Source organism: Achromobacter sp. Root565 (genome assembly GCF_001427425.1).
Lineage (GTDB): Bacteria > Pseudomonadota > Gammaproteobacteria > Burkholderiales > Burkholderiaceae_B > Achromobacter > Achromobacter spanius_D.
Genome location: NZ_LMGO01000005.1, coordinates 124,017 through 143,502 on the forward strand (window position 1 = coordinate 124,017; position 19,486 = coordinate 143,502).

A 19,486-nucleotide genomic window follows, 5' to 3' on the forward strand; every position below is an offset into this window, starting at 1 on the left:
GCTAGCCCGTAAGCCCAAGGTTCCGCTCACCGGCCAGCCACTACAATAGCCTTCTTGTTCATACAGGACTGCAAATCCCATGCGCACCGACACGCCCGTTACCGTTTACCGCAAGGATTACCAGCCCTACCCCTACGAAATTCCCGAAGTCGCCCTCGCCTTCGACCTCGCGCCCGACGCGACCGAAGTGCGCTGCACGATGCACGTGCAGCGCAGGCCTGAAGCCAGCGCCGACGCCGCCCTGATCCTGGATGGAGAAGAGTTGGAACTCGTGTCGGTAGGCGTGAATGGCGAACCCCTGCCCGCCGCCAGCTACCAGCTGTCCGAACACACGCTCACGCTGCGGGGCCTGCCCGCCGACGCCACCATTGAAATCGTCAGCCGCTGCAAGCCGTCCGCCAATTCCACGCTGATGGGCCTGTATGTGTCAGGCGGCAATTTCTTCACGCAATGCGAGGCCGAGGGATTCCGGCGCATTACCTGGTTTGCCGACCGTCCGGACGTCATGTCGCGTTATCGCGTGACGCTGCGCGCGCAGCCCGACTATCCCGTGCTGCTCTCCAACGGCAACCTGATCGCCTCGCGTCAGTTGCCCGACGGCCGCAACGAGGTCGAATGGGAGGATCCGTTCCCCAAGCCTTGCTATCTGTTCGCACTGGTGGCGGGCAACCTCACGCATCGTGAAACCACGGTCAAGACCGTCAGCGGCCGCGATGTGCTGCTGCAGGTCTATAGCGACCCGGGTTCCGAAACCAAGACGGAATGGGCGCTGGATTCGCTGGTGCGTTCGCTACGCTGGGACGAAAGCCGCTTCGGGCTCGAACTGGATCTGGACCGCTTCATGATCGTCGCCGTCCATGACTTCAATATGGGAGCCATGGAAAACAAAGGCCTGAATATCTTCAACGCGGCCTACGTGCTGGCCGACCCGCAGACGGCCACCGACGCGAACTACGAAGGTATCGAATCGGTCATCGGGCATGAATACTTCCATAACTGGACCGGCAACCGCGTCACCTGCCGTGACTGGTTTCAACTGAGCCTGAAGGAAGGCCTGACGGTTTTCCGAGATCAGGAATTCAGCGCCGACATGATGGCCCGCGACATGGACGCCCAAGCCGCGGCCAGCGCGCGCGCCGTCAAGCGCATTGATGACGTCGTGGCGCTGCGCGCCGCACAGTTCCCCGAGGACGCGGGTCCCATGGCGCATCCGATCCGTCCGGAAAGCTACCAGGAGATCGGCAACTTCTATACGGCCACCGTGTACGAGAAAGGCGCCGAGGTCATCCGCATGCAGCACACGCTGCTGGGCGAGGCCGGGTTCCGGGCGGGCATGGACGAATATTTCCGCCGCCACGACGGCCAGGCCGTCACGTGTGACGACTTTGTCGCTGCCATGGAATCCGTCTACGTGAACCAGCATCCCGGCCGCGACCTGTCGGTGTTTCGCCGCTGGTACCGGCAGGCCGGCACGCCGCGCGTTGCGGTCAGGCTCGATCACGACGCCGCCGCGCGCCGTTGCACGGTGACGCTGACCCAGTCCTGCCCGCCCGTCGGCGTCGAAAAGAAGGCCGGCCCGGACTACGTGAAAGCGCCCTTCCACATTCCCTTTGCGATCGGTCTGCTGGACCGCGACGGCCATGCGCTGCCGCTGCGCCTTGACGGCGCCGTCGTGGACACTGCCCTGCTGGAACTGACGACGCAAAGCCAGCAATGGGTGTTCGAGGATATCGCCGAACGGCCCGTGCCTTCGCTGCTGCGCGACTTTTCCGCGCCGGTCATCGTGGACTACGACTGGTCCAACGAAGAACTGGCGCTGCTGTCCGCGCACGACGGCAATCCGTTCGCGCGCTGGGAAGCCGGCCAGGAATTGGCCACCCGCCAGATCCTGGCGCTGGCCGACGCCCACCAGGCTGGCCTCACGCTGCACGCGGACGCGGCCTTCATTGACGCGTGGCGCGCGTTGCTCACCGATCCCGCGCTGGACGCCGCGTATCGTGCGCGCGCCCTGGCCCTGCCTTCCGAAAAGACGCTCGCCGAACGCATGCAGCAGGTGGATCCGCCCGCCCTGGCCGTGGCGCGAGATTTCCTGCGCGCCGAACTCGGCCGTCAACTCCAGGCCGAATTCCGCCGCGCGTTCGACGAAAACCAGACGCCGGGCGAATACAGCCCCGCCCCGATTCCCGCTGGCATGCGCGCCCTGAAGAATCTGGCGCTCAGCCACCTGATGGCCGCCGGCGAGCCCGAGGCCCAGCGCCTGGCCGAACAGCAATATGCAAACGCCGGCAACATGACCGACAGCATGGCCGCGCTGACCGCCCTGATCAATTTTGGACAAGGCGAGTTCCCGCAGCAGGCGCTGGCCGCTTTCTACACGAAATGGAGCGCCAATCCGCTGGTGGTGGACAAGTGGTTCGCGCTGCAGGCGGCTGCCCGCTCCACGACCGTGCAGACCGCACGCGAGCTGATGAAGCACCCGGCCTTCACGCTGCGTAACCCCAACCGCGCCCGAGCGCTGATTTTCCAGTTCTGCCTCAACAATGCCCGAGGCATGCACCATCCGGACGGATCGGGCTATGCGTTCTGGGCCGAGCAGGTGCTGGCGCTGGACGCGCTGAATCCGGAAATTGCCGCGCGTCTGGCGCGCGCGCTGGACAACTGGTCGCGCTTCGTAACCGCGCTACGCGCGCCGATGCAGGCCGCGCTTGAAAAAGTGCGCCAGCACGACGGCCTGTCGCGCAACGTACAGGAAATCGTATCCAAGGCTTTAGAATTCGCTGCATAGGGAGATCCTTTTGAAACGTAAAACACTGACTCAATACCTGGTGGAGCAACAGCGCTCTGCCCAAGCCCTCGCGCCGGAAGTCCGGCTGCTCATCGAAGTGGTGGCACGCGCCTGCAAGGCGATCAGCCATGCGGTCAGCAAGGGCGCGCTGGGTGGCGTGCTGGGCAGTCTGGAAAGCGAAAATGTCCAGGGCGAAGTCCAGAAGAAGCTGGACGTGCTGTCCAACGAGATCCTGCTGGAAGCCAACGAATGGGGCGGCCACCTGGCGGCCATGGCCTCGGAAGAGATGGAAACCATCCACCTGATCCCGAACCGCTACCCCAAAGGCGAATACCTGCTGCTGTTCGATCCCCTGGATGGCTCGTCGAACATCGACGTGAACGTGTCCATCGGCACCATCTTCTCGGTGCTGCACGCGCCGCACGATGTGTCGGGCGCCCCCGTCTGCGAGGACGACTTCCTGCAGCCGGGCAACAAGCAGGTGGTGGCCGGCTACGCCGTCTACGGCCCGCAGACGATGCTGGTGCTGACCATCGGCAACGGCGTCGTGGGCTTCACGCTGGATCGCGAAATGGGTTCGTGGGTGCTTACGCACGAGAACATCCGCGTGCCGGAAGACACCAAGGAATTCGCGATCAACATGTCGAACATGCGGCACTGGGCCCCGCCGGTCAAGCGCTACATCGACGACTGCCTCGCCGGCTCGACCGGCCCGCTGGGCAAGGATTTCAACATGCGCTGGATCGCCTCGATGGTGGCGGACGTGCATCGCATCCTGACCCGCGGCGGCATCTTCATGTATCCGTGGGACGCGCGCGAACCCGGCAAGGCCGGCAAGCTGCGCCTGATGTACGAAGCCAATCCCATGAGCTTCCTGATCGAACAGGCGGGCGGCGCGGCCATCAACGGCACGCAGCGCATCCTGGACATCCAGCCCGAAAAGCTGCATCAGCGCGTGAGCGTGATTCTGGGTTCCAAGAACGAAGTCGAACGCGTGGGCCGCTACCACGCCGAGGACGCGGGCAAGTAAACCGCGCCCGTTCGTTCCGCAACAATGCAAAAGCCCCGGCCATCGGCCGGGGCTTTTGCTTGGTGCAGACGGTCAGGCTGGCTTACTTGACCTCTTCGATCGACTTCACGTCGTCCTTGTTGATCTGCACCTTCTTGCCGTTCTGTTCGTATTCATACATGCCCGACTTCTTGTCGTATTCGGGCTCGTCGGGCGCTACGGTCGAAGATCCGTCGCGTTGGTTGATAACCGAGGGCGACGAGCATCCGGCAAGCACTCCAACTCCGGTCATCACCAGGGCCAACGTCATGGTCTTCAGGTTCATGGTCGTGTTCTCCGAGTGTTGAATAGGTGATTTCACTCTATCCGAATCGCTCCCCGAAATCGTGTCGGGTTGTGGGCAAAATGCTTAAGAACGTAATCGGCCCCGACCCCAATAAACAAAAACCCCTCGCAAGGCACGCCTGCGAGGGGTTGCAACCGTATACAAGCGGCAAGCGTGCTTACACCTTGGCGTTCGCCTCGATGAAACGGCGTACGGACGCTTCGTTGCAGTCCATGACCTCGACGCGCTGCGGCAGCGATTCCAGGTCCGCGAGGTTGCCGGGCGGCGTCGCGGGACGGCCAAGCGCTTCCTCGATGGTTTCGGAGAACTTGGCCGGCAGCGCGGTTTCCAGCACGAGCATGGGTACACCCGGCTCGACGAATTCGCGCGCAACCTTCACGCCGTCGGCGGTGTGCGGGTCGACCAGCACGCCGGTGGCGTCATACAACGCGCGGATCGTTGCCAGACGGTCCATATGCGAGCTGGCGCCCGACACGAAGCCATAACGCGACTCGAACTGGTCCTTCATGTCGGACAGGTCGAACGCGCCATCGCGCGGCAGCGCCGTCCACAGGGCCTTCACGCGATCGGTATCGCGGCCCACCAGGTCGAACACGAAGCGCTCGAAGTTCGAGGCGCGCGAGATATCCATCGACGGGCTGGACGTGGCGTAGGTCTGCTCGGCGGGACGCGGACGATAGATGCCGGTGCGGAAGAATTCTTCCAGCACGTTGTTCTCGTTCGTGGCCAGCACGAGGCGGCGGATCGGCAGGCCCATGCGGCGCGCGATGTGGCCCGACAGGATGTTGCCGAAGTTGCCCGACGGCACGGCAAACGACACTTCCTGTCCGGCGCGTTCGGTGGCACGCAGCCAGCCGTGGAAATAGTAGACGACCTGGGCGGCGATGCGCGCCCAGTTGATCGAGTTCACGGCGCCCAGGCGATACCGGTTCTTGAAGTCCAGGTCGCCGGCCAGCGACTTGACGATGTCCTGCGCCTGGTCGAACACGCCGCGCACGGCGATGTTGTGTATGTTCTCGTCTTGCAGCGAGTACATCTGCGCGCGCTGGAAGGCGCTCATGCGGCCGTGCGGCGACAGCATGAACACCGCCACGCCCTTCTTGCCACGCAGCGCGTATTCCGCCGCCGAGCCCGTGTCGCCGGAGGTGGCGCCCACGATGTTCAGCGTGGTGCCGCGCTTTTCCAGCACGTATTCAAAGACCTGGCCGAGGAACTGCATGGCCATGTCCTTGAACGCCAGCGTCGGACCTTCCGACAGGCCCAGCAACGACAGCCCGCCGTCGAGCGGACGCAGCGGAACGATGTCCTCGCTGCTGAAGATCTGAGGCGTGTAGGCGGCGCGGGTCAGGCGGCGCAGGTCGTCCGCGGGAATGTCCGTGGCGAACAGCGACAGTACTTCGAAGGCCAGGTCGGCGTACGACAGGCCGCGCCAGGACTCCAGCGTTTCAGCGGAAACCTGCGGCAGCGTCTGCGGCACGGCCAGCCCGCCGTCGGGCGCCAGGCCTTCCAGCAGGATGTCGGAGAATTCCAGCGGGGCCATGCCGCCGCGCGTCGAGATGTATTTCATATCAATGGCTCCACGATGGGCCAGACTCCCTTGCGCGGGAGCCAGGCTTCATCAGGTCAGGTTCTCCACGCGCAGACGCGTCACCTTGGAACGCACGAACGGCAGCGATTCGATGCGCTCGATGGCCTGGTTGACGTTGCCTTCCACTGCCTCGTGCGTCAGGAAGATGATGTCGGCGCCGCCGATGTGCGACGGCTGCTGGATCATCGAACCGATGGAAATGCCGCGGTCCGCCAGGATGCGGGCGATGTCCGCCAGCACGCCGGGCTGATCGTCGACGCGCAGGCGCAGATAGTAGGAGGTGCTGACCTGTTCGATCGGCAGGATCGGGGTGTCCGACATGGCGTCCGGCTGGAAGGCCAGATGCGGCACGCGGTTGCCCGGATCGGCGGTGTGCAGACGCGTCACGTCGACGAGATCCGCCACGACGGCCGAGGCGGTGGGCTCTTCGCCCGCACCCTGCCCGTAATACAGCGTGGGGCCGACGGCGTCGCCCTTGACCAGCACCGCGTTCATCGCGCCTTCGACATTGGCCAGCAGGCGTTCGGACGGCACCAGCGCCGGATGCACGCGCAGCTCGATGCCATCGGGACGACGCTTGGTGATGCCCAGCAGCTTGATGCGATAGCCCAGGCGCTCGGCATGCTCGATGTCTTCGGCGGCCAATTGCGAAATGCCTTCGATGTGGGCGCGGTCGAATTGCACCGGCACGCCAAATGCCAGCGAGGCCAGCAGCGTCAGCTTGTGCGCAGCGTCCACGCCTTCCACGTCGAACGTGGGGTCGGCTTCGGCGTAGCCGAGGCGCTGGGCTTCGGCCAGCACGTCGGCAAACGGCAGGCCGCGCGTGCGCATTTCGGACAGGATGAAATTGGTGGTGCCGTTGATGATGCCGGCCACCCACTGGATGCGATTGGCGGTCAGGCCTTCGCGGATCGCCTTGATGATCGGAATGCCACCGGCGACGGCGGCCTCGAAGTTGACCATCACGCCGCGTTCGGACGCGGCAGCGAAGATTTCGTTGCCATGCTTGGCCAGCAGCGCCTTGTTCGCCGTGACGACATGCTTGCCGTTGGCGATGGCTTCAAGCACCAGCTCGCGGGCCAGCGTGTCGCCGCCGATCAGTTCGACGACGATGTCGATTTCAGGATCGCGCACCAACGCGCGCACATCGGTGTCGACCAGAATGGAATCGCCCACGCGGGCGCGCGCCTTTTCCACATCGCGCACGGCGGCGCGGACGACTTCAATGCGGCGGCCGGCGCGGCGGGCGATTTCCTCGGCATTGCGGGACAGCACGGTCCACGTGCCGCCGCCAACCACGCCAAGACCAAGCAGGCCCACCTTCATGGGTTTCATCGCGCCGCCCTCTGCGGGCGGGCGTTGAGGGGAATTCATTTCAGTTCTCCATAATGCCAAGTGATGCCTCGCAGCACCCCCGACGCAAGAAAGCGGTCGCCCCGTATCGGGATGCCGCGGATCCGGCTCCGCCGGTCCGCAGGCATGCCCCCTAGAGGGGGAAGCGCGCAGCGCTGCGGGGGTGGGCGTCATTCACTTCAGCAGACCGTCCTTGCGGAACATATCTTTGATGCCGCGCACCGCCTGGCGGGTGCGCTGCTCGTTTTCGATAAGAGCGAAGCGCACGTATTCGTCGCCATACTCGCCGAAGCCGATCCCGGGGGACACGGCCACTTTCGCATCCGACAGGACGCGCTTGGCAAATTCCAAAGAGCCCATCGCCCGGTAGGGTTCGGGGATCTGCGCCCAGATGTACATGGACGCCTTGGGAATTTCCACATTCCAACCTGCTTCATGCAGGCCGCGCACGAGCACGTCGCGGCGGCTTTGGTACTGCGCCACGATTTCGTTCACGCAGTCCTGCGGACCGTCCAGCGCGGCGATGGACGCCACCTGGATCGGCGTGAACGTGCCGTAGTCGTGATAGCTCTTGATGCGCGCCAGCGCGTTCACGAGTTCGCGGTTGCCGACCATGTAGCCGATGCGCCAGCCCGCCATGTTGTAGCTCTTGCTCATCGTGAAGAACTCGACGGCGACATCGCGCGCGCCGGGCACCTGCATGATGGACGGCGCCACATAGCCGTCGAACGTAATGTCGGCGTAGGCCAGGTCATGCACCACGAGGATGTCGTGTTCCTTGGCCAGCGCGACCACGCGCTCGAAGAACGACAGGTCGACGCACTGCGCGGTCGGGTTGCTGGGAAAGCCCAGCACCATCATCTTGGGCTTCGGGATGGATTCGCGCACGGCGCGTTCCAGTTCCTCGAAGAAGTCCACGCCCGGCGTCATGCGCACGGAACGGATGTTGGCGCCGGCGATGACGGCGCCGTAGATGTGGATCGGGTAGCTGGGATTGGGCACCAGCACGGTGTCGCCGCGGTCCAGCGTGGCCAGCATCAGGTGGGCCAGGCCTTCCTTGGAGCCGATGGTGACGATGGCTTCGGAGTCCGGATCGAACTCGACCGCGTAGCGGCGCTGATACCAGTCACAGATCGCCTTGCGCAGACGCGGGATGCCCTTGGACACCGAATAGCCGTGGGTAGTGGGACGGCTGGTCGCCTCCACCATCTTGTCGACGATGTGCTTCGGGGTCGCCCCATCCGGATTGCCCATCGACATGTCGATGATGTCTTCGCCACGCCGACGCGCCGCCATCTTGAGCTCGCCGGTAATGTTGAAAACGTACGGGGGCAAACGCTCAATGCGAGAGAACTTCCTCATGATGGGAATCCTTAGGGGCGAAAAGGCAAAAAGACCAGGGCGCGGTCGCGCGAAGGGGAAAGGGGCTTAGAACCGCGCCAGCACACGATTGCAGCGCAGCAAAACCCTGTAATCTAGCGCAACGACGCCTGGGCGGCAAATGGGGCAAAAAAAGCCCCTTTTCCCTCGTGGATACGTTGCAACATGCGCCGTGTCCGATGCGCTATTATCAAGCACGTATAGCCGGAGTTTTTATTGAAGCTGCATACCGATCCTGCGACGGCCGCTCTTAACACTGTCACCGCCTACGGCGACGGTTATATCGAGGTCAACCAGGTACGTTTTTCCTCCTCGGTCGCTTTTGGCCCCGAAGGCGAAGTGACCATCTGGCCCGTTGAGTCGCCGGCCGACATTACCTCCTCCCTCTTGCTCCAGGCAGCCGGATTGTCCGAGCCCGCCCGCAACCCCCTGGATTTTCTGGATGCCCCGGAAGCCGCGCCCAGCCGGCCGGCCAACGCGCCCGAAGTCCTGCTGGTAGGCACCGGCGGCAAGCAACAGTTCCTGCGCCCTGAAGTATTACGTCCCCTTTTGGCCGTGGGCATTGGCGTGGAAACGATGGATACCCACGCCGCCTCGCGCACCTACAACATCCTGATGGCTGAGGGACGGCGCGTGGTCGTCGCCCTCATCCCGCCCAATGGAGCATCCAGTCAATGACGCCGAGCATAGGCAAACCCGCCCCGCTGTTCACCGCCGAAAGCACGATAGGCCCCATCAGCCTTGAACAGTGCCAGGGACGGGCGGTGATCCTGTATTTCTACCCCAAGGACAACACGCCCGGCTGCACCACCGAAAGCCAGGATTTCCGCGATCTGCACGGCGACTTCCTGTCGGCCAGCGCGATCGTGATCGGCATCTCGCGCGACTCGCTGAAGTCGCACGAGAATTTCAAGGCCAAGTACGAGCTTCCTTTCCCTCTCATCTCCGACGCCGACGAAACCGTGTGCAATCTGTTCGGCGTCATCAAGCAGAAGAACATGTATGGAAAGCAGGTGCGCGGCATCGAACGCAGCACCTTCTTGATCGACGCCTATGGCGTGCTGGTGCAGGAGTGGCGCGGGGTGAAGGTCCCGAACCACGCAAAGGAAGTCCTGCAAGCCGCCAAGAGCATCGGTTAGCCGCACAGGAAACCCGTCAGGCGCTATAGCCGGCCCAAACAGGAGAGTGACGCATATGCCGCTTCCGAAGTTGCCTACCCGCCCCGCAGCCATCCTGACCTTCCCCTCGGGTGAATCCGCCCGGGCGCAGGCCCGCACGACCAAGACTGCCGCTGCGCGGTCCAACACCCAGGCCGCCCTCGCCGAAGACGAGGACGAACTGCTGGTCCAGCCAGAACTTGAAGGCCTGGCAACCCCGGCGCGCAAGGCCCACACGCCGTCCCCGGTCCACGAGGCCCCGCCGCCCGCCCCGCCCGCGCCCGCCGCCCGCGCCCCCGCGCGCCAGGCCAAGGCCACGCCCGCGCCGGCCAAGCGCGGCAAGGCGCGCGCCGAGAACGCCCCGCGCAAGCTGTTCGTGCTGGACACGAACGTGCTGCTGCACGACCCCAGTTCGCTGTTCCGTTTTGAAGAACACGACATCTTCCTGCCGATGATGACGCTGGAAGAGCTGGACCACCAGAAAAAGGGCATGTCCGAAGTGGCGCGCAACGCGCGTCAAGTCAGCCGTTCGCTGGACGCGCTGGTGCAGGACGCCACGCACCTCGAAGAAGGGCTGGAGCTGGCCAAGCTGGGCAACAAGGACGCCACTGGCCGCCTGATGTTCCAGACGACCGCCATCCACAGCACCCTGCCCTCGGACTTGCCGATGGGCAAGGCCGACAACCAGATCCTGGGCGTGGTGCGCGCCCTGCAGGAAAAATACCCGCAACGCGAGGTCGTGCTGGTGTCCAAGGACATCAACATGCGCCTGAAGGCACGCGCGCTGGGCATGGCCGCCGAAGACTACTTCAACGACCATGTCCTCGAAGACTCGGACCTGATGTACTCGGGCGTCATGCAATTGCCCGAGGACTTCTGGAACAAGCACGGCAAGGATGTCGAATCCTGGCAACAGGGCGGCACCACCTTCTACCGCATCCACGGCCCGCTGTGTTCGCAGTTCGTCGTGAACCAGTTCGTCTACTTCGAAGGCCAGATGCCGCTGTACGCGCAAGTGCGCGAAGTCAGCGGCAAGATGGCGGTGCTGGCCACCCTGCGCGACTACACCCACGGCAAGAACAATGTCTGGGGCATCACGGCGCGCAACCGCGAGCAGAATTTCGCCATGAACCTGCTGATGAACCCGGAATGCGATTTCGTGTCGCTGCTGGGCCAGGCGGGCACGGGCAAGACGCTGCTGGCATTGGCGGCGGGCATCACGCAGGTGCTGGAGACCAAGCGCTACACCGAGATCATCATGACGCGCGTCACGGTGCCTGTCGGCGAAGACATCGGTTTCCTGCCCGGCACCGAAGAGGAAAAGATGCTGCCCTGGATGGGCGCGCTGGAAGACAACCTCGACGTGCTGAACATGGGCGAAGGCGAAGGCAACGGGGACTGGGGCCGCGCGGCCACCATGGACCTGATCCGCTCGCGCATCAAGGTGAAGTCCCTGAACTTCATGCGCGGCCGCACCTTCCTGAACAAGTACCTAATCATCGACGAAGCGCAAAACCTGACGCCCAAGCAGATGAAGACGCTGGTAACCCGCGCGGGCCCCGGCACCAAGGTGATCTGCCTGGGCAACGTCGCCCAGATCGACACCCCCTACCTCACCGAAGGCAGCTCCGGCCTGACGTTCGTGGTCGACCGTTTCAAGGGCTGGCCGCACTCCGGCCACGTCACGCTGCAGCGCGGCGAACGTTCGCGCCTGGCCGACTACGCGGGCGACGTGCTGTAGATCATCGTTCCCGCGCCACCAGCAAAAAGCCCCTTGATTGCTCAAGGGGCTTTTTTTTCACTGCCGCGAGCCGATTATTTGTCGGCTGCGTTGGTGATGGCATTACCTGCCCGGGACACATCCTTGCCCATGCCGGCAACGGTATTGCAACCGGCCAGCACGAAGCCGAATACAACAAAGGCAGTCAGCACAAACTTGCCGCGCATGCTTTAACTCCAAAATGAAAAAATGAAAGCGCCGATGCTCAGGCGATCTGCACGCGCAGTTCGCCCAGGCCTTCGACGCCGCCAGTGATCACGTCACCTTGGCGCACGGCGCCCACGCCTTCCGGCGTGCCGGTGAAGATGATGTCGCCGGGCTGCAGTTCAAACAGGCCCGACAGATACGAAATGCTTTCCGGAATATTCCACAGCATCTGGGAAATGTCGCTGGATTGCTTGCGCTCGCCGTTGACGTCCAGCCAGATGGCGCCCTTGTCGAGCGTGCCCACCACGCTGCGCGGGTGAATGGGACCGAGCGGCGCCGATTGGTCGAACGCCTTGCCGATTTCCCAGGGACGGCCCTGCTTTTTCATTTCGCCTTGCAGGTCACGGCGGGTCATGTCCAGACCCAGCGCATAGCCCCACACGCATTCGTTGGCCTGCTCGACGGGGATGTCGCGGCCGCCCTTGCCCAGCACCACGACCAGTTCCATTTCGTAGTGCAGGTTGGACGTTTTGGGCGGGTACGGCATCTTGCCAGTTTCGCCGTCGGCCACAAGCAGCACCGCGTCGGCGGGCTTGCAGAAGAAGAACGGGTCTTCACGGCCAGTGAAACCCATTTCCTTGGCATGCTCGGCGTAATTGCGGCCGACGCAATAGACGCGGCGCACGGGGAACAGCGCGGCGCTGCCGGCAACGGGAACCGCGACTGGCGGCTGGGGAGGCAAAACGTAGTCCATGAGCTATCAACCTATGACAAATACGTGACCGGAAAAACCGGAAAAAATATTACCCCGACGCGCGCGCGCTTGGCATGCCCTGTGACCCCGCGATGGGGCGCTGTTGTTGTTGGGCGGCCGGGCGTTTGAAAAAGCACTCGCGAGTGTAGCCCTTTCTGCGGCCAATGCGAGGACCGGATGGATCGGGCGCCCACAAGATAACGGCGCGGCGGCGACCGGCCACAGCCGTCGCGGCCGCGCCGCTGCAAGGCGCCAGCCGGCGCGATGCCGGCTGGCCTAAGGCCCGATCAGCCCTTGGTGTAGCGCTCGGCGCTGCGCACGATTTCCTCGTGTGCGGCGTCCACGCCCTTCCAGCCCTTGACCTTGACCCACTTGCCCTTTTCCAGATCCTTGTAGTGCTCGAAGAAGTGCTGGATGCGGGAAACGTCTTCCGCCGGCAGATCTTCATAGGACTTGATGTTGCGGTACGGCGGGTACAGTTTTTCGATGGGCACGGCCAGCAGCTTGGCGTCGCCGCCCGACTCGTCGTCCATTTCCAGCACGCCGATGGCGCGGCAACGCACGACGGCGCCGATCTGGATCGGGAACGGCGTCAGGACCAGCACGTCGGCGGGGTCGCCGTCTTCGGACAGGGTCTGGGGAATGTAGCCGTAGTTGCACGGGTAGTGCATGGCCGTCAGCATGAAGCGGTCAACGAAGATCGCACCGGAATCCTTGTCGACCTCGTACTTCACCGGGTCGGCGTTCATGGGGATTTCGATGATGACGTTGAAGTCTTCCGGCAGCTTCTTGCCAGGGGAGACGCGATCAAGACTCATGGTTCAACCTTGTTTGTCTGAATGGTTATTCAAATCGAGCCGTCGTCCTTGAACGGCGGCTTGGTGGTCGGCAGGGGCGCCGCGGGCGGCACAGGCTTGGCGGCGGGCGCAGCGGGTGCGGGCTTCGGCGAATACGTGGGCACCGGCTCGTCGAAAGCGGTGGCGGGAATCGGCGCGCTGTCGAAGTATTCGTCGATGTCGGCGGTGCCGCGTGCCAGCGGCGCGTCTTCGGGCGCCAGGGCGCGGTCGTGCTGCGCTTTGCTGACGCGCGCGTCCGGATCCAGCACGTAATCCGAGGCCGACGCGGCAACGGGCGCTGCCGCAGCGGCGGCCGGCAAGGCGGGGTAATCGCCGCCGACGTCCGCATCGCTGTCCGTGTCCGACAGGCCAACGGCATAGCCGCCTTCGGCGTCCACGCGGTAAGGATCCGAACCCGTGTCCGCGGCGGGAAGCGCCGCGTCCGAGGCCAGCACAGGCAGGGCCATGCTGGCGGCCGTGGCCAGGCGCCAGTGGCGCACGGCGTCGACCGGGCGGTCCAGGCGATCGTACAGGCTGCCCAGCAATGCATGCGTCTGCGCATCGCTGCGTCGCGCCAGGCTACGCAGCAGGTAGCGTTCGGCCTGGCCCCAAAGCTGGCCATTCAGGCACAGCATGCCCAGCGCAGTCAGCAGGTCGGGATCGGTCGGACGTTGATGCAGCCAGGTCTCGGCCTTGGCCAGGCGACGCGACACGTGTTCAGCTTCGCAGCGGGCATAGGCCGCCACCAGGGCGGGATTGAACTTGACCGCGATGGCCGACTCCAGCACGCGGGCGGCTTCATTGGGTTCGCCGGCGGCTTCGAAGGCCGCCGCGCCCGCCAGGGCGATTTCGGGCAGCAGGCGCTCTTCTGCCTTGAGGTCTTTCCAGATGGGACGCCAGGCATCGTTGCCCGCCGCGGCGCGCAGGCGCGCGGCGCCAGCGGCGTCGATCAGAACGTCGGCTTCCGTGCGGCCCAGCGCATTGCGGCGCAGGAGACCTCGCGCCAGCGTGAAGACCTGCTCCTGGTGGTTCAAGGCCGTATGCGCGCGCAGCAGCAGGCGCATGGTGTGCAGATGGCGCGCGCCGCCGTCGGCCAGCGGCCCCAGCACGGTCAGCGCCCGCTCGGCGCGGCCCTGATCCAGCAGCATGTCGGCCGACACCGTGGCCGTGGCTTCAATGAGGCCGGGCTCCGTGTCGGCCTGTTCCTGCGCGTTGGCGAGCAGGCGGTCGCGCCGGTCGAATTCGCCCAGGCCGTGCGCGGCGCGGGCCGCCGACAGCGCGGCCAGCACGCGGCGCGTGCGGACCTTGGTCTGGTCCAGAAGCTTGGTCAGGTCTTTTTCGGCGTGGGCGTAGCGGCCTTCGAGCAGACCGATCCAGCCGCGTTCAAGCAATTCGTGGTCGCGCGCCTGCGCGCGCTTGCCGCGCCAAGCCCGGACGCGATCGGGAATGGCGAACAGCCAGGCCAGCAGGCGCAGGCCCACATACAGGATGATGAACGTCGCGACGATGAGCAGGACGGCGAGCGTCAGCGACATCTCGATGCGCCACGGCCACACCAGGAGCAGCACGTTGCCCGCATGCGAGCGCAGAACCACCGCCAGAGCGACGGCGACGACGGCGAGCAGTAGTGTCCAGAACCAGGTACGCATGAGCTCAGTCCTGGTCGCTGGTCTTGAAGCCCGCGGCGCGCAAGGCGGCCACGGCGTTCAGGCTATCCGCCACGTCCGGCATGCGCACGGCGATGTCGGTCTGGGCCAATTCGCGCGCGAGGGTCTGAGCGGCGACGGTATCGGGCGAGCGGCCATCGAAATATTTGGAAAGCGTCGAACCGACGTTGTCGAGCTCGCTCTTCCAGACCGACGGCTGACGCATCAGCATCGCCAGTTGCGCCGTCAGCAGCCGCTGGCGCAGGGTGCCGCGCACCTGATCGGCCTGCTCGGGTGACAACAGCAGCGCGGCAGGTTCGTCCACGCGCTGGATCGTGATGAGTCCGCCAAGTTCATGGGCCAGCGCGGAACCCGCGCGGCCGGGCCACGATGCGACTTCGGCGCGCCAGCGTTGCCACCACGGCGCGTCGGCGGGCAGACCGGCCTGCGGATCGATCGTGGGGGCCGGCGCGGGCGGCTGGGCTTGGCCCACCGGGGCAATGCCCGGCGACACGGTGTCGGGCACCAGCAGCGGCGCCTTGCCGATGAGCGCGACCAGGCGTTCGATGCGGCCGGACTGGGCGGGGATGTCGACGGTGGACACGGCACGCAAGCGGTCCAGGTCGCCGTTGATGGATTGCTGCAGGCTGGAGAAACGCGGACGGTCTGCGCGCGCGAGGCGCGATTGCGCGGTTTCCAGCGCGACAATGGCGTTGGAGACGTTGCCGGCCAGGCGCAATTGCTGATTGGCGATGGTCAGCAGGCGTTCGACGTCATTGGCCAGCAGTTCGTCGCTGGCGCTGTCGTTGAAGTTCTGCCAAGCCTGCTGCAGGGCGTTGTACTGGCTTTGTGTTTCGCGCAGCGTGTCTTCGAGTTCGGCGACGCGGCCCGACTGCGCCTGTGCCAAGGCAAGGGCTTCGCGGGTGTCCTTGCGGGCTTGCGCCACGTCGGCGCCCAGCGTGTCCAGGCGCGTTGCCACTTCGCGGCCCGCGGACACGAACTGGGTGCGTTGCTTCCACAGCGCATAACCCAGTCCAACGGCCAGCAGGATGACGATTATGAGGGCGGTGACCAAGGGACCACTGCCGCGCTTGGCCGGACGGGCCTTGACGGAGTCGGCCGGGGCCGATGCGGACGCGCTTGCGTCCGGGGCGGCCGGATAAACGGCCGAATCGGTAGCGGGAGTCTTATCTGTCATGACGCGATTGTATTCGGTGTCAGTCCGAACCAACGAATCAAGCAGCAACAAAAGCCTGGAATATCGACTCGTCGTTCGGCACGCAGATTTTTACCATCGCCGATCCAGACGTGCCACGACAGGACGGTGGCAGGCGGCCTGCCAGCGACGGGTGCGTGACCACGAAGCGGCAGCGCTGCCACCAGTCTGCCAGACCCGCGGCATGGAGCTGACGCTGGACGGCATCAGCGCCCTCCCCGCTGGTGAGCAGCCAAGTGGCGGAGACGCCCGCATCGGCCCAGCGCCGCAGCGTGCCAAGCTGGTCAGGGGTCCAGGCTGCCGGGTGCCGCTGGTAGGCGGCATGGCGCGTCACATGGACCCCATGGGCTTCAAGTTTGCCGCCAAGCCAGTCCCGTCCCTGGGTGCCGCGAACCACCAGCACGCGCGCGGGCAACCGCGGTTGCGCTTCGAGCACCTGCCACAGCGCCTCGGAATCGTGGGTGGACGCCGATTCATCCGGGTGCAGGACTGTTGTATTCGCGCCAAAAAAGCCCGTGTCGCGCAGCGCCTGAGCGCTGGCGGGGCCGACCGTGGCCGCAGCCACGCCCACCGGCCAGCCGGCGGCGCCGTCGGCCTGGGCCAACTGGTCCAGATACTGGCGGGCAGCATTGCCGCTGACGAACACGACGAGGCCATAGTCCGAGGGCCGGGGCAGGTCTTCGGACGCGGCTGAAAGGGGATGGATTTCAAGAGCGGGCAGGATGCAGGGCTGCCAACCGGCGCCCTGAAGGCGGCTGGCCAGCGCTTCGTTGCGCCCTGCGGGCCGCGTCAGGATGGCGATGCGCGGCCCTTCGGCGGCTGCAAACGCCGGATCCATCAGTCAGGCCCGTGGTTGTGCAGGAGTTCGCGGAGGATCGCCTCTGCGCCCGCGTCCAGCAATTCGGAGGCGGCGGCTTCGCCGATGGCTTCGGCCTGATCCACCGGACCGGTGTGCACTGCATGAACGATACGGGTGCCGTCCGGCGATGCGACCAGCGCGCGCAGCGACAGGGTGTCGCCCGCGATCTGGGCAAACGCCGCCAGGGGAACCTGGCAGGAGCCACCCAGCTTGCGCGACACGGCGCGCTCCGCGAGCACGCAGGCGGTTGTGTCTGCGCTGACCAGCGGCGCCAGCCATGCGCGCACGTCGTCGCGGTCGTCGCGGATTTCAATACCGAGGGCGCCCTGCCCCGCGGCGGGCAAGCTGTCGGCGGGATCAAGCAGACTGCGGATGCGCTCGCCCATGCCCAGCCGGTCCAGGCCTGCCGCCGCCAGCACGATGGCGTCGTAGTCGCCTTTGTCGAGCTTGCCGAGGCGCGTATCCAGGTTGCCGCGCAGGGGTTTGACCACCAGGGCGGGAAACCGGGAACGGATCTGGGACTCGCGGCGCAGGCTGGAAGTGCCAACCACGGCGCCCGCGGGCAGGTCCGCCAGCGAGGCATATCGGTTGGACACGAAGGCATCGCGCGGATCCGCGCGATCGAGGACGGCGCAAAGCTCGAACGGGGCTTGCAGATCCACCGGCACGTCCTTCAGGGAGTGAACGGCGAGATCGGCGCGCCCGTCGAGCAGCGCGTTTTCGAGTTCCTTGACGAACAGACCCTTGCCGCCCACCTTGGACAGCGTGCGGTCGAGGATCTGGTCGCCTCGGGTCGTCAGGGTGAGAAGTTCAACTGCGCACGCTGGGTACAGCGTGCGCAGCCGATCGCGCACATGCTCGGCTTGCCACAGGGCAAGCCGGCTGGCGCGGGTCGCAATGACCAGACGTTGCGGCAGAGACACGTGATGCCATCAAACGAAGTTGGAGACGATGATCGTCGCGACTACGCCGAGGATGGCCAGCACGAACAGACCCTGAAGAAGGCTCAGGCCCGATTCGGATTGCTGGGGATCGGTGGATCTACGCAGACTCATGTGCTGATTCCTTGGAAGCGTTCTTGCGGCTTGCAAGCCACCGTCCAAGGACAACAACGAGCAAGGCGCCAATAATTTCAGCGGCGATTTTAACCGTAGTCGGCTGAACGCCAAATTGACGCTCGACAATAACGTCGGTGACCAGCATGCCGCCGGCGATCCAGCCCAGCAGGCCCGCGCCGAAGGTGACGACCAGCGGATAGCGGTCGATGAGCTTGAGCACCAGCGTGCTGCCCCAGATGATGATCGGCACACTGACGACCAGGCCGAAGATGACCAGACCCAGTTGATGGTCGGCATGCGCGTTCTGCGCGGCGCCGGCAATGGCGATCACGTTGTCCAGGCTCATCACGAAGTCAGCAATGATGATGGTCTTGATCGCGGCAACGATGGATGTGCCACCCTTGATGTCGCCATGCGCATCGTCTTCGGGAATCAGAAGCTTGACGCCGATCCAGACGAGCAGCACGCCGCCCACGACCTTCAGGAACGGGATATTCAGGAGCTGCATCGCGAAGGCGATCAGCACGACACGCAGAATGATTGCGCCCGCGGTGCCCCACAAGATGCCTTGCATCCGTTGCTTGGGCGCCAGGTTGCGACACGCCAGTGCGATCACGACAGCGTTGTCGCCGCCGAGCAGGATGTCGATAAGAATGATTTGAAATACCGCTGCCCAACTCAGCGTCTGAAAAAACTCAAGCACTTTGAACCCCCGAAGGCATTTATTAAAAGAATGGCCGGTCCCGGCCCGGCCGCCCTGCCGCGCCTTCGCGCGGCAGGTTGATTCAGAAAAACATATTATTGTAGTTCAGCTTTCAGTCAGCTTTCTGGCGCATCAGTAAAACTTTACCAATCAGCAGCACCAGCACTGCGCCGAGCACGCCGGACATCAGCGCGAAGCTATGCTGCGTCACGCCCAACGCGGCGTCAATACGCGCTACGGGCTCTTGCAATGCAGGATCGCCCACCAGCAGTTCGCCAGCAATGAAGCCCAGCAGCGCCGCGCCAACCCAGACGATGAGCGGGAAGCGTTCGATGACCTTCAAGAGCAGCGTGCTGCCAAAGATGACCAGGGGGATGCTGATGGCCAGACCGAGCACCAGCAACGTCGTATCGCCCATTGCAGCGGCGGCAACAGCCACCACGTTATCCAGGCTCATGACCAGGTCGGCGATCATGATGGTGCGGATGGCGGTGAAAAGATTGCCCTGGGTCTTGCCGGCGCCATCTTCTTCGCCCTCGGGCAACAGCAGCGTCACGCCGATGTAGACCAGAAGCAGCGCGCCAATGAGCTTAAGCCACGGCAGCAGCAACAGCTTGGCCGCGACGAGCGTCAATACGATACGCATGATGATCGCAGCGGCGGAACCGACCACGATCGCTTTTTTCTGTTGTGCCGGAGGCAGTGAACGCGCCGCCAGCGCAATAACCACGGCGTTGTCGCCTGATAGCAGAATGTTGACCCAAATGATCTGGAGCAACGCGATCCAGAATGCCGCTGAACTGAGTTCCATGCCTCTCTTTCCTAGGTGTGATCCCCCTAGGACAAAACCAAATTAATGGATGAATTTG

The 19,486-nt window shown here is 64.5% G+C and carries 19 protein-coding genes; 5 read left to right on the top strand and 14 right to left on the bottom strand.

Annotation, left to right across the window (positions count from 1 at the left end):
- The first annotated feature begins 79 nt into the window (after nucleotides 1-79).
- Nucleotides 80-2,785 carry an aminopeptidase N gene (pepN, locus tag ASD71_RS17225; RefSeq protein ID WP_056567300.1) on the top strand — a complete coding sequence of 902 codons (2,706 nt, stop codon included), beginning with the start codon at nucleotides 80-82 and terminating at the stop codon, nucleotides 2,783-2,785.
- Nucleotides 2,786-2,795: 10 nt separating this feature from the next.
- Nucleotides 2,796-3,815, top strand: a complete 1,020-nt coding sequence (locus tag ASD71_RS17230) for a class 1 fructose-bisphosphatase (protein ID WP_056567303.1) — start codon at nucleotides 2,796-2,798, stop codon at nucleotides 3,813-3,815.
- 82 nt (nucleotides 3,816-3,897) lie between these two features.
- Here the strand turns inward: ASD71_RS17230 and ASD71_RS17235 are convergent, their stop codons facing one another.
- The 4 genes from ASD71_RS17235 to alaC all read right to left on the bottom strand — a co-directional run bounded on the left by ASD71_RS17235 (nucleotide 3,898) and on the right by alaC (nucleotide 8,443).
- Nucleotides 3,898-4,119, bottom strand: coding sequence for a YgdI/YgdR family lipoprotein (locus ASD71_RS17235; RefSeq protein ID WP_056567306.1), 222 nt, complete (start codon nucleotides 4,117-4,119; stop codon nucleotides 3,898-3,900).
- A 178-nt stretch (nucleotides 4,120-4,297) separates the two neighbouring features.
- Complete coding sequence (gene thrC / locus ASD71_RS17240) at nucleotides 4,298-5,707, bottom strand: threonine synthase (protein WP_056567309.1); 1,410 nt, start codon at nucleotides 5,705-5,707, stop codon at nucleotides 4,298-4,300.
- Between the two features lie 51 nt (nucleotides 5,708-5,758).
- Nucleotides 5,759-7,063, bottom strand: coding sequence for a homoserine dehydrogenase (locus ASD71_RS17245; RefSeq protein WP_056567311.1), 1,305 nt, complete (start codon nucleotides 7,061-7,063; stop codon nucleotides 5,759-5,761).
- Nucleotides 7,064-7,255: 192 nt separating this feature from the next.
- A complete protein-coding gene (gene alaC, locus ASD71_RS17250) occupies nucleotides 7,256-8,443 on the bottom strand; it encodes an alanine transaminase (RefSeq protein WP_056567313.1) in 1,188 nt (395 codons plus the stop codon).
- Between the two features lie 234 nt (nucleotides 8,444-8,677).
- On the opposite strand from alaC, the gene ASD71_RS17255 reads away from it, so the two are divergent.
- From ASD71_RS17255 to ASD71_RS17265, 3 genes are read left to right on the top strand one after another with little or no spacing between them, the layout of a single operon-like run.
- Entirely contained in the window at nucleotides 8,678-9,139 is a 462-nt protein-coding gene (locus ASD71_RS17255) for an Mth938-like domain-containing protein (RefSeq protein WP_056567314.1), read from the top strand.
- The gene (locus ASD71_RS17260) at nucleotides 9,136-9,600 is read left to right on the top strand and encodes a peroxiredoxin (protein WP_056567320.1); all 465 of its coding nucleotides are present in this window, start codon (nucleotides 9,136-9,138) and stop codon (nucleotides 9,598-9,600) included. The genes ASD71_RS17255 and ASD71_RS17260 overlap by 4 nt, the downstream gene beginning before the upstream one ends.
- A gap of 55 nt (nucleotides 9,601-9,655) precedes the next feature.
- Complete coding sequence (locus ASD71_RS17265) at nucleotides 9,656-11,359, top strand: PhoH family protein (protein ID WP_056567323.1); 1,704 nt, start codon at nucleotides 9,656-9,658, stop codon at nucleotides 11,357-11,359.
- Between the two features lie 74 nt (nucleotides 11,360-11,433).
- Here ASD71_RS17265 and ASD71_RS17270 read toward each other — a convergent pair whose 3' ends face one another.
- From ASD71_RS17270 to ASD71_RS17310, 10 genes are all read right to left on the bottom strand, one after another.
- Nucleotides 11,434-11,565 (bottom strand): entericidin A/B family lipoprotein, encoded by a 132-nt coding sequence (locus ASD71_RS17270; protein WP_056567326.1) that lies wholly within the window; start codon nucleotides 11,563-11,565, stop codon nucleotides 11,434-11,436.
- 38 nt (nucleotides 11,566-11,603) lie between these two features.
- On the bottom strand, nucleotides 11,604-12,299 hold the full coding sequence (locus ASD71_RS17275) for a fumarylacetoacetate hydrolase family protein (RefSeq protein WP_056567329.1): 696 nt from the start codon (nucleotides 12,297-12,299) through the stop codon (nucleotides 11,604-11,606).
- Nucleotides 12,300-12,586: 287 nt separating this feature from the next.
- Entirely contained in the window at nucleotides 12,587-13,117 is a 531-nt protein-coding gene (gene ppa / locus ASD71_RS17280; RefSeq protein ID WP_056567332.1) for an inorganic diphosphatase, read from the bottom strand.
- 29 nt (nucleotides 13,118-13,146) lie between these two features.
- Complete coding sequence (locus ASD71_RS17285) at nucleotides 13,147-14,784, bottom strand: heme biosynthesis HemY N-terminal domain-containing protein (RefSeq protein WP_056567335.1); 1,638 nt, start codon at nucleotides 14,782-14,784, stop codon at nucleotides 13,147-13,149.
- Between the two features lie 4 nt (nucleotides 14,785-14,788).
- Nucleotides 14,789-15,979, bottom strand: a complete 1,191-nt coding sequence (locus tag ASD71_RS17290; RefSeq protein WP_056569365.1) for a uroporphyrinogen-III C-methyltransferase — start codon at nucleotides 15,977-15,979, stop codon at nucleotides 14,789-14,791.
- Between the two features lie 37 nt (nucleotides 15,980-16,016).
- Nucleotides 16,017-16,835, bottom strand: a complete 819-nt coding sequence (locus tag ASD71_RS17295) for a uroporphyrinogen-III synthase (RefSeq protein ID WP_056567338.1) — start codon at nucleotides 16,833-16,835, stop codon at nucleotides 16,017-16,019.
- On the bottom strand, nucleotides 16,835-17,779 hold the full coding sequence (gene hemC / locus ASD71_RS17300) for a hydroxymethylbilane synthase (RefSeq protein WP_056567341.1): 945 nt from the start codon (nucleotides 17,777-17,779) through the stop codon (nucleotides 16,835-16,837). Before hemC ends, ASD71_RS17295 begins: the two co-directional genes overlap by 1 nt.
- A 9-nt stretch (nucleotides 17,780-17,788) precedes the next feature.
- Entirely contained in the window at nucleotides 17,789-17,911 is a 123-nt protein-coding gene (locus tag ASD71_RS28500) for a hypothetical protein (protein WP_255357201.1), read from the bottom strand.
- The gene (locus ASD71_RS17305) at nucleotides 17,898-18,617 is read right to left on the bottom strand and encodes a TerC family protein (RefSeq protein ID WP_056567345.1); all 720 of its coding nucleotides are present in this window, start codon (nucleotides 18,615-18,617) and stop codon (nucleotides 17,898-17,900) included. The genes ASD71_RS28500 and ASD71_RS17305 overlap by 14 nt, the downstream gene beginning before the upstream one ends.
- A gap of 112 nt (nucleotides 18,618-18,729) precedes the next feature.
- A complete protein-coding gene (locus ASD71_RS17310; RefSeq protein ID WP_056567347.1) occupies nucleotides 18,730-19,428 on the bottom strand; it encodes a TerC family protein in 699 nt (232 codons plus the stop codon).
- Nucleotides 19,429-19,486: the final 58 nt, after the last annotated feature.